Genomic DNA, 12,330 nt, shown 5'->3' on the forward strand with positions numbered 1-12,330 from the left:
ACCAGGGGCCAGACCCGGTCGCGCACCGCCGCGCAGATCGCAGCCTTCTGCGCAGCCGGACGGCCGCGCAGGCTGGTGGCGGTGACGGTGGCGCGCTTGCCCAGCAGCTTGTTGAGGTCGAGGGTGCCCTTACGCCCACCCTGCAGGCCGATCACCACCAGCCGGCCGTCGGGCGCCAGCGCGTCGACATTCGCCTCGAGGTATTTCGCGCCCATGACGTCGAGGATCACGTCCACCCCGCGGCCGCCGGTGGCCTCGCGCACTGCGGCAGGCCAGTCCTGGTGGTAGTCGATCGCAACGTCGGCGCCGAGGCTGCGGCACAGCGTGAGTTTGGCCGGTGTGCCCGCGGTGACCAGGACACGGGCGCCGAGCGCCCTGGCGTACTGGATGGCGAAGGTTCCGATGCCGCCGGCACCACCGTGGAGCAGGACAGTCTCGCCTGCCGTCAGCCGGACATGGTCGAAATTGGACACCACGGTAGCGGCCACTTCGATCAGACCGGCGGCCGTCACCAGGTCGATGCCCGGCGGAGGCGGGATCACCTGGCCAGCCGGGACAGCCACGTATTCGGCGTAGCCACCGCCGGCCAGGACCGCGACGCAGGCGTCGCCCGCCGTCCAGCCCTCGACGCCCGGGCCGAGTTCGTGGATATGCCCGGAGACCTCCAGCCCGATCACCTCACTGGCTCCGGGTGGCGGCGGGTAGAAGCCCTGCCGCTGCAGCAGGTCGGCCCGGTTGACCCCCGCGGCCGTCACGGCGATCACCACCTCACCCGATCCTGCCGTCGGGATGGGTGCTTCGGAGAGGATGAGGTTCTCGGGTCCGCCCGGTGCTGTGACGTCGACGATGCGCATGAGACCAGCCTGCCACGGGCTTCGTCGGGTGCGCAGTGGCCTGCCCCTGAGCCGCCTGGCGGTGACGGCCAGCGTGGTTCTCCGGCACAAACCGGGCAGAAGAGGCCACACGCGTGGATAGTGCACGCAGATGGCCTGGATTGCCCGGTTTGTGCCCCCGAGGCGATCTCCAGGCAGGCGCGGGGAGAGGCGGTGCGGTTGCCCAAGTACGGCGGTGACGAGCCTTGGCACTACGATGAGCCCACCGGGCGAGGTCGCATAGTGGACTAGTGCAGCCGCCTTGAAAGCGGCCGAGTGTCAAAGCTCCGTGGGTTCGAATCCCACCCTCGCCGCGCGGGAGCGGGCCCCGTCCGCCGGGTCTGGCTGATCAGACCCGTTCCACCCGGCCGGGATGCTCGTACCCGGCACCACCGCACCCAGCGAGGACGACAGGAGCGCACACGTGGCCACCACCACGCATCTGATGAAGCCCCGTCCGCCGTTGCGAGCCTTCGGGATCGCAGCGGTCCTGGCCGTCGTGGGGATCGGCTTCTTCGCCCTGGAACTGGCCGTGCACTGGCACTGGGCGCTCCAAGTGGTCGGGGTGGTTTTCCTGGTGCTGGGGTTGCTGCTGGTGGTGCTGGCGCTGATCGTCTCCCGCCAGCAATACGCCACCGTCGAGTTGGACAACGACGGCTTCCGCGTGGTCAGCCCGTCCAGCACCCGGTCGGGTGAGTGGGACGACATCGTGAAGGTCACCCGGGCAGCCGGGCGGATCACCCTGTTCCGGCGCGACGGCTCCCAGATCGCGCTGGTGGTACCGCGCGGCGGCTCGGGAGACCTCAATGCCCTGGGCCGCGACATCGCTGACCGGCTGAACGCCCACCGCGGCTACGGCAGCGTCCCGCCGGGGCCAGCTGATCCGGCCGAATAGCGGCGTGGCACCGCCAACGGGTGCGGCTGGACCGCGTCACCTTCCCTGCCGGTAGCCCTGCGGATCGTCGCGCGTCCCGGGGTAGCCCTTCGGGATCTTGCCGGTCGGGTGGTAGCCACACTCGTCATCGAGGTCGTCGCTCTTGGGTTTGGTGGACTTGGTCGGCTTCGGGGACGGTGAGGACGATCCTGCCGGGCTGGTGCTGGGGGTCGACACGGCGACGCTGGGAGTCGTTTCGGTATTCGACTGTGCAGACTCGGCCAGTGCTTTCTTCACCTGCTTGCGGACGGTCGTCCAGTTGGGGGTGAGGGTGCTGAAGCCGTCCTTGCCGTTGATGAACACGATGCTGCGCAGTTTCTTGTCCTGCGCCCGGGTGGCGAGGTCGAGCATCGGGCCCACCATGGTGTCGGGCAGGTCGGTGGAGACCGTCTTCTCGCCGGCAGTGGCGAGCTTCTCGAAGTTGACCAGCACATTCTGCGGGTTCGCCTGCTTGAGGACGGCGTTGATCACGCAGCGTTGCCGGCTCATCCGGCTGTAGTCGTCGTAGCCCCACCGTCCGCGGGCGTACCACAGCGCCAGCCGTCCGCCGAAATGCTGGTTGGGCCCGGTCTCGATCCAGTCGGTGGGCAGGATGTTGCGATCGGTGTCGCCGCCGATCGGAATCGGGGCGTTGACGTTCAAGGTGACGCCGTCGAGGGCGTTGATGATGTCCTTGAAGCCGTCCATGTTGATGGTGACGAAGTAGTCGATGTCCAGCCCGAGAGCCTCGCCGACCGAGACCTTCATGATGTCCTCGGGCAGGTACTTGGTTGTGCCAAAGGTGCCCTTGGGGACCATGGGAGGGGCGAGGCGGTACATCGCGCTCAGCCAGTAGTTCTGATCCTTGGGGTTGCCCGGGTTGTACCAGCCGTGAGGGAAGACCTGGCTGAGCTTGGAGTCTTTCGGGAAGGGCATCCGGGCAGTCTGGCGGGGCAGGGAGAACAGGGTGCCGACCGCGGTGTGGGTATCGATCGAGGCAACGATCACGCTGTCGGCGCGCATACCGGCCTTGGTGCTGCGGCCGGTGCCGGAGTCGCCGCCGAGGATCAGGATGTTGAGCCGGTCCTTGTCAGCCCAGGGATCGACGGCGTTGATCGTGGGGACGGTTTCGCTGCGGGACCCGTCATCGGTGGTGTCGAAGACGTTCTGGACCAGGGTGCTGGCGGTGTACGCGACGTTGGCGCCGAGCGCGAGCGGCGCGGCGACGATGAACGACAGCCCACCGACCAGGACGGCGCCCGCCGTCCGCTGCCCGATGGTCGAGCCCGCCGGACGCAGGGCGAGATGGCTGGCGCCGATCACCGCCACCCAGACGATCGCCAGGACGAGCAGCGCCAGTGCCGTCCACTGCAGTACCCGGGGGTTGGTGGCGACCATGACCAGCGAACTGCGCTGGGTGATCGCCAATCCCGCCAGCCCACCGACGAGCAGGATCGCCACCGCCAGGACCACCGATCCGAGCACGCGGCGGCCGGAGCGCCACAGGCCGAGCCCCGGGAGGATGGCGCCGAGCACCGTCCAACCCATCGCCGAGCCCATCCCGCCGCGTTCCTGGCCGGAGGGGACGGCAGCCCGTCGCGGCGTGCCGTCCGACACGGCCGTGGGCGTGGCGTCATCGGCGAGTCGTCGCGGACCGGTGGTGCGACGCGACGATGAGTCTGCGGCCATGCGATGCTTCCCCTTCCCCCAGGTGCGGCACCGGGGAGTCTACGCGGCGGCCGCGGCCGCCGGGGGTGTCCCCGACTGACCGTTCCCGGCTGCGGGCGTGGCCGCAGCGCGAGGAGGGGTCATGAGCGGACGCGGTGATCGCGTGTCAGATCCGGAGGCGCCGGGGTACCGGCTGGCCGGCGGCCGGGACGGATCAGCAGACCAAGGCTCGCGCGGGTCCGCTCACTTCTTCTTCTGGGGGTGGTAGGCGCAGGCGTCGTCCAGGTCGGAACTTCTGGTCGGAGCGCTGGTCGTCGGTGTGGCCGAACTGCTCGGCGTGGAACCCGGGCTGGGTGTGGCCGAACTGGACGGCTCCGTGTCCTTCGTGTTGGCCTTCGTTGTCTCCTTCAGCGCCGTCTTCACCCGGGCGCGCACCTTGTCCCAGTCGGGGTTGGAGGCCACGAAGCCGTCCGTGCCCGTCCTGAAGGAGAGGCTGCGCAGTTTGGTGCCCTGTACCCGGGTGGCCAGGTCGAGCAGCGCCGACAGCATGTCGTCCGGGACATCGGTGAGGATCGTCTTCTCGCCGGCGTTGGCGATCTTCTCGTAGTTGAGCAGCAGGTTCTGCGGGCTGGCCTGCTGCACCACCGCGTTGATCACGCAGCGCTGGCGGTCCTGGCGCTCGTAGTCGGTCATGCCGTAACGGCCGCGGGCGTACCACAGCGCCAGCCGTCCGGTCAGGTGTTGATTGGGGCCGGGCTCGATCCAGCCGGTGGGCGCCACCTTCGGAGGGCCGGTCTTGCCGCCGATCGGAACCCGGTAGTTCACATTGACGGTGATTCCGCCGAGCGCGTTGATCAGGTCGCGGAAGCCGTCCATGTTGATCAGGACGTAGTAGTCGATCGGCAGGTTGAGAGCCTCGCCGACGCCCAGTTTCATCACGTCCGCGCCGAGGTTGTCGGTCGGTCCGAGGATGTCCTTGGACACCTGCGCGGGAATGTTGCGGTACATCGCGTTCAGGTAGAACTCGCCGTTGCGCAGATCCTGGCCGTAGCCGAAGCCGTTGGGGTACTTCTTGTGCAGCGGCGAGTCCTTGGGGAACGGGATGGCCATGGTCTGGCGGGGCAGCGAGATCAGGGTGGTGGCGCCGGTGGCGGTGTCGATCGAGGCCACGATCACGGTGTCGGTGCGTACCCCCTCCTTCATGCCGCGTTTGGCGTCCACGTCGCCGCCGAGGATCAGCACATTGAGCCGGTCCTTCTCGGCCCACGGGTCGACGGTGTTGGCGATGGTCGGACGGGTGGCACTCTGCTCGTTGCCGAAGATGGACGAGACCGCACCCGCCGAGGTGTAGGCGAGGTTGGCGCCGAAGGAGAGTGGGGCGGCGACAGCGAAGGAGAGGACGCCGACCAGCAGGGCGCCGGCGAACCGCTGCCCGAAGGAAGCGCCCTTGGGGCGCAGTGCCAGGTGACTGGCGCCGATCAGGATCACCCAGGCGACCGCGAGCACGAGCAGCGTGACAGCTGCGGCCCGCAGGACGGTCGGGTTGAGCGCAACGGTGGTGAGCAGTCGGCGATTGGTGACGGCCAGGTAGCCCAGCCCGCCGATCACGGCGAGGGTGAGGATCAGGATCAGGCTACCGATGACCCGGCGTCCGGCCCGGATCAGGCCGACACCGGGGAGGATGGTGCCGAGCACCGTCCATCCCATGGTGGAGCCCATGCCTCCCGGTGCGGCGGACGCCTGTCTGGCCCGGCGCGCCGGGCCTGAGGCTCGGGGGCTGGAGTCACCAGCAACTCGTCGCGGACCCGAGCCCTGCGCGGAGTCGGCTGCCATGCGGTGGTTCCTTCCCAGATTTACGCCATCGCGAGTGTATGCGTCGGGGCGAAAAGCTGTCGCTGGACGGTCGGATAGCCCGCTGGACTCTGGAGGGTGGGATGAGTGTTCGCGTGGGTCCACCGTTGGAGCTCGAAGAGCCGTGGCCGGTTGACGATGCCAGGAGGGTGATCAGGACTGCGCCCAGGGCGCCTCGCGTGGCGCTCTCGACTCGCAGGCGATTTCGGGGCCGGACGCCAGAACTTTTGCCGCTGGGCGGTAGGCGCCGGTAGGCTGGCTCAGCACCTTGGAGGTGTCGCCTAGTCCGGTCTATGGCGCCCGCCTGCTAAGCGGGTTTGGGGCTCAACCCCATCGCGAGTTCAAATCTCGCCACCTCCGCCATGACAAGGGGAAACGTCCCACCTGAGAGTATCTCGGGCGGGGCGTTTTTGGGTCTTCTCGGGAAATTGTCTCGTTTTCTGTCTCAACGGCTTGCCTGGTTGGTAATCGAATCCGGCTCTTGTGTGGACGTAGGCGGCCGCTGGCGGACGGCCACGGACGGATTGGGAAGCCAATCTGGCCACGGCACCCGCTCCAGAAGCGGGTGCCAATCGCGCAACTCGAGGCGAGTCGCGCAGACCGCGTGGGGTGGGCAGCGGCGGTTGGTGCGTCGCTGTGGCACGTTGCCCCGGCGGTTTGGATCCGGCGGCGGATCAGTTGTCGACGGTGTCTCGCTTCGCGCGGGCGGCTTTGAACGCGTTGCTCAGTTCGATGGCGAAGTGGATCTTGTGGCCGTCGGCCATCGCCTGGGGGACGGTCTTGGGGCAGAAGAAGATCGACTTCATCGCGAATCCGTCGGGTCCGGGTTTGGCCTGGTGGCAGGCGCCCAGGTGGGTCGGGGTGTCGTCGCTGCGCAGCAGCGTCTCGCCGAAGATCAGGATCGGGTAGTCGGGGTCGCGGGTGAACGGGAATGAGGCGGGGATCTCCTTCGCGGCGGTGCCGTGGATGGCGGTCGGCTCGCCGAACATTCCGAAGGTCTCCATGCCTCGCTGGCCGGTATGGACGTCCCCGGCCACGATGTAGTGCTCGGGCATGATCGCCAGTTGGGATTCCGAGGTGCCGCCACCGATCGCGCCGAGGGCTTCCTGGACGGTGATGCCAGTGACCTCCAGATCAACCTGGCCGGTCCGCAGGTCCCCGTCGACGTAGTCGGCGTTGAACTCCTTCCAGCGCTGGTCGGTGTCGGCCAGCACGTCCTTGAACAGGTCGAGGGTGCTCTGTTCGCCCAGTCCGATGCGGTAGTCGAGGGAGATCTGCTCGGCCCGGGCGGGTTCCAGCCAGTTGATGTCGATGTCCGACAGTTCGTGGTCGCCGTCGTACAGCGTCGCCCCCAACCGCTTCAACTCGTGCAGCACATGCAGGGCACGCTGGTACTGGAACTGCGCCAGCTGCGCTTGGGTGTACGTCTCGCCGTCAATCGTGACGCCAATGGTCAGTTCCGACATGTCGAGGTCCTCCTCGGACTCGTGCCGGTGACCTCCACCGGCTGGTTCACCGTCCACGCTAGGCGGGAATCCGGGCCGGGGAAGTCGGTCGGGGCGGGCTTGCGACAAAGCCGCGGGCACCGTCCGGTTTATCCAGAATCGCCTTCTGGTTTTGTCGGGTTTCGGGTAGCCTCCGGGTTGTGAGCAGGCCCTGTAGGGACGCGGCCAGGCCGCCTGCGCGGGAGCGGGTCGAGGCGGCCTTCTGGGAGCTGCTTTCCGAGCGCCCGTACCGCGAGATCACGATCGCCGCGCTGGCCCGGCGTGCGCAGGTGAACCACAACACCTTCTACTACCACTTCACCAGCCTGGCCGACCTGGCTGGCCAGCAGGTCGACCGGACGCTGACCCCGCGGGTTCCCCAGGTGCTGATCTCCGCGCTGGCCTCGGGCGCGGTGGATCTGCGCCAACTGGACGCCGACCCGGAGTTCCTGACGAACTTCCGCCGGATCTGTCTGCTGGTCGGCCCGCACAGCACGCCCTGGATCATCGACCAGGTCCGCGACTCCGCGCTGCAGGTCTGGTACTCATGGATCGGACGCGAGCCTGACGACCTGAACACCAGCGAGCGAGCCCAACTGGCCTTCATCCTCGGGGGCATGCTCGCGATCCTCGGTGACCAGACAACCAACGGCGCACCCGCCACTCTGGAATCCCTCGTCCACACCGAACTCGGCAAAGCTGTCGCCACGACCTTCACCCGGCTCAGGAGGTCGGGTTGACGCCACTCCCGGGCCGGGTTCGTGGTCCATGGCGGAGGTCGTTCGCATCGTGTGTTTCCGGCCTACCGCGCCGCCGTGGAGGTCTCGGTCAGTCGTCGCCCCTGTGTGGACCACAGGCGGTATAGCGGGACGGCGATGGTGTCGACGATTCCGGCAAGGTCCGGTTCGCGTGTGCTGGTGAAGATCGTCTGGTCTCGCGCGAGGACGAACGGCACATTGACGATCTCGTCAGGGATCACGGTGTCGCCGAGTTCGCCGCGGCGTTGGGCCGGTTCGAGGACTCGCTCGCGGACGAGATCGGCGGCGCCGGCGACGAAGGGGAGGACCAGGTCGAGGTCGGTATCGCCGACCTCTCCCAGGAGTCCGCGGAGGTTCCGGGGGCCGATGGTGATGGTGCGGTTGTGGGCGGCCTGCAGCCACGCGATGAGGTCCTCTCGCAGGCTGTCCTGCGGCTCGGGGATGATCGTTGACAGGCTGGACCCGAGGGTCTGGACGGCCATGGCGGCTCGGTCGGGGTAGCGGCGGTAGAGGACTGGCCGGCTGGTCCCGGCACGGCGGGCCACCTTCTCGAAGGTGAGGCCGGCGAATCCTGCCTCGTTCAACTCGGCCAGGACGGCGTCGGTGATGGCCTGCTGCACCTCGGCGGCTGTGCGGCGTGGTCTGGCTGCCATGATTCCCCCTCGTTCTGGTGTTGCGTACCGCCAACACGTAACGTATCGTGAACTATAGATACAGAGTGTATCGAAAATGGAACGCGAGTCGCGGCCGGCAACCACGTCCCGACTGCTGAGAGAGGCCACGATGACCAGGGTCAGGTTGATGGACACCCCAGCCGACTATGAGCGTCTGGGGATCAACCCCGATGTCGTTGAGCGCTGGGAGGACCAGCGTCGCGACGATGGCCGCAAGGGTGTGTGGGAGTGGTGGTACTTCGACACGATGCTTGACGACGGCGCGTCGGTGGTGGTCCAGTTCTTCACCAAGTCCGGGGCCTCGTCGTTCCTGAACGGCGATCACCCGAGGGTGTGGATCAAGGTGACCGAGCCCGACGGGACGGTCTATGACGAGAAGGTCAGCCCGAACCCAAAGGACTCCCACTACGGCGGTGGCCGCTGCGACGTCAGGATCGGCAAGCACACCTTCCGGGGGGATCTCCAGGAGTACGACATCCACGTCGAGCGGACCAACGGCGTGGGCGCCGATCTGCACCTGTCCAGCCGCAGCAAGCCGTTCCGTCCGGGTAGCTCCTACTTCGGGTTCGGTGACGACGACGAGGACTACTTCACCTGGCTGTGCGTCGTTCCCAAGGGCGAGGTGACCGGAACCGTCACCACGGGCGGGGTTACCCGCGAGGTGCACGGCACCGGGTACCACGATCACCAGTGGGGCAACTCGAACTTCCAGTTGCTGTTCAACCACTGGACGTGGGCCCGCCAGGCCTATGACGACTACTCGATCCTGGTTTTCGACTTCGTCACGGCGAAGAAGTACGGCTACAAGTGCATCCCCGTCTGCTTCATCCAGGACGCCGACGGCAACCTGGTCTTCTCCAACACCCACGACGTGACCTACGAAGTGCTCGCGGAGATGACCGACCCGATGAGCGGCAAGCCCTACCCGAAGAAGTCCCGCTACACCTTCGACCGCGACGACGTGCAGGTGGTCTACACCCTCACCGAGGAAACGATCATCGAATCCCGCGACATGCTCGTCCTGATCCCGCAGACGTTGGAGAAGAAGCTCGGCAAGGCTGTCGGGGGAGCCCTCGGCAAGGCTGCGGCCGCGGTCATCGGAAGCGTCCTCGGCCGGCAGGGCATCCGCCCGTCCTACACCCGGTTCACCGGCACCGGCGAGCTGGAGATCACCCAGGGCACGGAGACGGTCTCCCGATCGGGCGACCTGATCTACGAGTTCATGTACCCGGCCCCCACCTACCGGGTGGAGGCATCAACGGCCCTCCGCCGCTGAGTGCGGCATCGAGTCCCCAGCCCGCAAGTTCACAAGGAGAGCGTCATGCCCTATCCGAAAGTCCTCAACGATCCGGCCGACTACGAACGGATCGGAGTCACGCCGGGGATCGTCGAGCCGTGGGAGGACGGGAGGCGATCCGACCCCGGCAAGCCGATCCAGGAGAACTGGTACTTCGACGCGACGATGGACGACGGCACCAAGCTGGTGGTCTCCTTCCGTCCGAACGCGCCCGGCGGATCGGACCTGGGAGTCGGCGAGGCCGGCGATGGTCTGGACCGTCCCAACATCAACATTCATGTCACGACCGCGGACGGGCACACGACCACCGACATGATCTTCTCCGACCCGGCCGACTCCTGGACCAAGGTCGGACAGTGTGACCTGAAGTACGGGCCCCACTATCTACGAGGCGACCTGGTCGACTACGACATCCATGTCGAGCCGGCGGGCGGGGTGGGCGCAGACCTTCACTTCCACTCGCTGGTCAAGCCGTTCCGGCCGGGAACTGGGTACATCGCCTTCGAACCCGGCGAATCCCTGGACCGCACCTGGACCTGGACCACCATTCCGCGCGGACAGGTCACCGGCACCGTCACTGCGAACGGGAAGACCTGGCCAGTCTCGGGACTCGGCTACCACGACCACGGCTGGAACAGCATGAACCCGATGGCCGCCTGGCACCACTGGTTGTGGGCCCGCCAGTCCTCCGGAGACCTGACCGTCGCCATGTCGGACCTCGTGGCCGCCCAGCGGTACGGGTTCACCTGGGTACCGATCATCGGCGTCCTGGACGCGTCCGGTGAGGTCATCTTCTCCAATATCGACAGCGAGAACGCCACGATCGACATCGAGGAGCGCTACGTCGAACCTGAGACCGGCAAGGAATACCCCAAGAAGATCACCTACACCTTCGCCAACGACGGCACGTTGGTCACCTACCGCATTGAGTGGACCGAGCAGATTGAGGTACGCGCCGCCGGGAACATCCTCATCAAGGCCAATCCGGAACTGAAGGCAAAGTTCGACGCTCTCGGAGTCAACCCGTCCTACCTGCGCTACGCGGGCAAGGGCGACATCACCCTCACCGACCTCGCCACAGGCACCGAGCAGCGTTCCGTCGGCGACATGATCTACGAGTACGCCTCCTTCGGTAACCCCGACCCACGCGCCCGGGTGTGAACCGGGCACCAACCCCTCAACGAACCCGATCAAACACAACAAGAAGGAAGGCAACCGCCATGGCCATCAACAGGAGCACCTGGTTCGACTCGATCCCAGAGGAGTTCGGTGAGGGCCCCCTGGTCTTCACCTACAGCTGGAAGATCCGCAAGCAGGACCACGACAAGATGATGCAATTCGGCATCGGACGGATCGGAGCCTGGGGCATGGACACCCAGCGCGCACACCCGCTGGAGCACCTCTACTCGCGCACCCGCAGCTGGTTCGCCCCTGACGCGGACGGGGAGACGGAGATGTGGTGGTTCATGGACGAGTACGACTCCGCCGAGGCCTTCCGCCACATGCAACGGCTCGTGGTCGAGAGATTCACCGGCGACCACGCCCAAGAGCAGGACGCCCGCCACTTTGACCTCGAATCAATCATGATCCCCGGCTCGGCGCAGGGTCCCACCCTGTTCAGCGAGAATGCCGAGGTGCGCATCGAGTTCGAGCCCTACAAGATCCGAGCTGCCGCGCTCGCACGCGCCGAGGCGGCCCAGAGCGACACCCGCGGCGAGTGAGCGGGAGCACGTGGTGACGCAGCGAGTGAGGCTGATGGATCAGCCAGACGACTACCGCACACTGGGCCTCAGCCCGGACAGGATCGAGGCCTGGGAGGACGGACGCCGCTCCCAAGACGCCGCTGGCGCCTGGGAATGGTGGTACTTCGACTCGATCCTGGACGACGGCAGCCAGGCGGTCATCCAGTTCTTCACCAAGGACAACCCGCACATCTCCGCGGTGGAGATCCACCCGATGCTGCGGATCACGATCACCGCCCCCGACGGGACGAAGTACTCCAGTTCGGTCAAGGTCCCCGCCGATCAGGCCCGGATCGCAACCGACGGGTGCGACGTGTCCTACGGCCCGCACCGGTTCGCCGGCGACCTCACCGACTACCGGATCCAGGTCGCCCCCACCGAGGGGCTGTCCGCCGACATCCACCTGCACTCCACGGCGAAGCCGTTCCGTCCAGGCACGGCGTACTTCAGCTTCAGCGACGACGACTCGCTGTTCTACACCTGGTTCTGTGTGGTGCCGGCCGGTGAGGTGACCGGCACGCTCACCTACGGCGGGCAGACCCACCAGATCCACGGCCGCGGCTACCACGACCACCAGTGGGGCACCATCCCTGTCATCGAGGCGTGGAACCACTGGACCTGGTCACGCCAGAGCTTCGATGACCACGCGATCCTCGTCTTCGACATGACCACCCGCAAGGAATACGGCTACACCCGCTTCCCGCTGTGCTTCGTCCAGGACGCCGACGGCAACGTCGTTTTCGAGAACACCCAGGGCGTGGACTACACGGTCCTGTCGGAGTACACCGATGCCGGCAGCGGCAAGGTCTACCCCAAGGACTCCCGCTACGTCTTCGACAACGACATGGGACGCGCGGAGTACACCCTTCACCAGGACGACGTCATCGAGAGCATGGACATCCGCGCCACGGTGATCAACCAGTTGACACCCAAGGTCGGCAAGACGCTGGCGAAATGGCTGACCCCCCTGCTGCTGAAGTCGGCGTCGAAGAAGATGGCCGCCAAGGGCCTCGACCCGTCCTACGCGCGCTACAACGGCCACGCCGGCCTCACGCTCACCCCCGCCGACGG

The 12,330-nt window shown here is 66.9% G+C and carries 11 protein-coding genes and 2 tRNA genes; 8 read left to right on the forward strand and 5 right to left on the reverse strand.

All coding sequences use genetic code 11. The features are described from left to right. A partial coding sequence (locus VB080_RS08245) for an NAD(P)H-quinone oxidoreductase (protein WP_323417964.1) occupies positions 1–854 on the reverse strand: 854 nt, incomplete at its 3' end. Positions 855–1,101: 247 nt separating this feature from the next. Between VB080_RS08245 and VB080_RS08250 the strand changes: the two genes are divergently transcribed. After that, a tRNA-Ser gene (locus VB080_RS08250) sits at positions 1,102–1,186 on the forward strand. 110 nt (positions 1,187–1,296) lie between these two features. Next, positions 1,297–1,767 carry a hypothetical protein gene (locus VB080_RS08255; RefSeq protein WP_323417965.1) on the forward strand — a complete coding sequence of 157 codons (471 nt, stop codon included), beginning with the start codon at positions 1,297–1,299 and terminating at the stop codon, positions 1,765–1,767. 36 nt (positions 1,768–1,803) lie between these two features. Here VB080_RS08255 and VB080_RS08260 read toward each other — a convergent pair whose 3' ends face one another. Together VB080_RS08260 and VB080_RS08265 are read right to left on the reverse strand one after the other, a co-directional pair. Beyond that, complete coding sequence (locus VB080_RS08260; protein ID WP_323417966.1) at positions 1,804–3,474, reverse strand: LCP family protein; 1,671 nt, start codon at positions 3,472–3,474, stop codon at positions 1,804–1,806. A 222-nt stretch (positions 3,475–3,696) separates the two neighbouring features. Beyond that, a complete protein-coding gene (locus tag VB080_RS08265; protein WP_323417967.1) occupies positions 3,697–5,172 on the reverse strand; it encodes an LCP family protein in 1,476 nt (491 codons plus the stop codon). A 402-nt stretch (positions 5,173–5,574) separates the two neighbouring features. Between VB080_RS08265 and VB080_RS08270 the strand changes: the two genes are divergently transcribed. Continuing rightward, positions 5,575–5,667 (forward strand) — tRNA-Ser (locus tag VB080_RS08270). Positions 5,668–5,978: 311 nt separating this feature from the next. Here VB080_RS08270 and VB080_RS08275 read toward each other — a convergent pair. Further along, positions 5,979–6,770 carry a hypothetical protein gene (locus VB080_RS08275; protein WP_323417968.1) on the reverse strand — a complete coding sequence of 264 codons (792 nt, stop codon included), beginning with the start codon at positions 6,768–6,770 and terminating at the stop codon, positions 5,979–5,981. Between the two features lie 179 nt (positions 6,771–6,949). On the opposite strand from VB080_RS08275, the gene VB080_RS08280 reads away from it, so the two are divergent. After that, the gene (locus VB080_RS08280) at positions 6,950–7,528 is read left to right on the forward strand and encodes a TetR/AcrR family transcriptional regulator (protein ID WP_323417969.1); all 579 of its coding nucleotides are present in this window, start codon (positions 6,950–6,952) and stop codon (positions 7,526–7,528) included. Positions 7,529–7,590: 62 nt separating this feature from the next. Here VB080_RS08280 and VB080_RS08285 read toward each other — a convergent pair whose 3' ends face one another. Further along, entirely contained in the window at positions 7,591–8,199 is a 609-nt protein-coding gene (locus tag VB080_RS08285; RefSeq protein ID WP_323417970.1) for a TetR/AcrR family transcriptional regulator, read from the reverse strand. A gap of 130 nt (positions 8,200–8,329) precedes the next feature. On the opposite strand from VB080_RS08285, the gene VB080_RS08290 reads away from it, so the two are divergent. From VB080_RS08290 to VB080_RS08305, 4 genes are all read left to right on the forward strand, one after another. Next, the gene (locus VB080_RS08290) at positions 8,330–9,496 is read left to right on the forward strand and encodes a lipocalin-like domain-containing protein (protein WP_323417971.1); all 1,167 of its coding nucleotides are present in this window, start codon (positions 8,330–8,332) and stop codon (positions 9,494–9,496) included. 45 nt (positions 9,497–9,541) lie between these two features. Further along, on the forward strand, positions 9,542–10,678 hold the full coding sequence (locus VB080_RS08295) for a hypothetical protein (RefSeq protein WP_323417972.1): 1,137 nt from the start codon (positions 9,542–9,544) through the stop codon (positions 10,676–10,678). A 59-nt stretch (positions 10,679–10,737) separates the two neighbouring features. Continuing rightward, a complete protein-coding gene (locus VB080_RS08300) occupies positions 10,738–11,238 on the forward strand; it encodes a hypothetical protein (protein WP_323417973.1) in 501 nt (166 codons plus the stop codon). Between the two features lie 34 nt (positions 11,239–11,272). Continuing rightward, a partial coding sequence (locus VB080_RS08305; RefSeq protein WP_323417974.1) for a lipocalin-like domain-containing protein occupies positions 11,273–12,330 on the forward strand: 1,058 nt, incomplete at its 3' end.

The sequence above is a fragment of the Propionicimonas sp. genome, from assembly GCF_034927565.1.
Lineage (GTDB): Bacteria > Actinomycetota > Actinomycetes > Propionibacteriales > Propionibacteriaceae > Propionicimonas.

What these genes read in the sequence shown, in the direction of transcription:
- VB080_RS08275 (WP_323417968.1), bottom strand. Translation starts at nt 6,770, where the DNA reads ATGTCGGAACTGACCATTGGCGTCACGATTGACGGCGAGACGTACACC.
- VB080_RS08295 (WP_323417972.1), top strand. Translation starts at nt 9,542, where the DNA reads ATGCCCTATCCGAAAGTCCTCAACGATCCGGCCGACTACGAACGGATC.
- VB080_RS08300 (WP_323417973.1), top strand. Translation starts at nt 10,738, where the DNA reads ATGGCCATCAACAGGAGCACCTGGTTCGACTCGATCCCAGAGGAGTTC.
- VB080_RS08290 (WP_323417971.1), top strand. Translation starts at nt 8,330, where the DNA reads ATGACCAGGGTCAGGTTGATGGACACCCCAGCCGACTATGAGCGTCTG.
- VB080_RS08285 (WP_323417970.1), bottom strand. Translation starts at nt 8,199, where the DNA reads ATGGCAGCCAGACCACGCCGCACAGCCGCCGAGGTGCAGCAGGCCATC.
- VB080_RS08260 (WP_323417966.1), bottom strand. Translation starts at nt 3,474, where the DNA reads ATGGCCGCAGACTCATCGTCGCGTCGCACCACCGGTCCGCGACGACTC.
- VB080_RS08265 (WP_323417967.1), bottom strand. Translation starts at nt 5,172, where the DNA reads ATGGGCTCCACCATGGGATGGACGGTGCTCGGCACCATCCTCCCCGGT.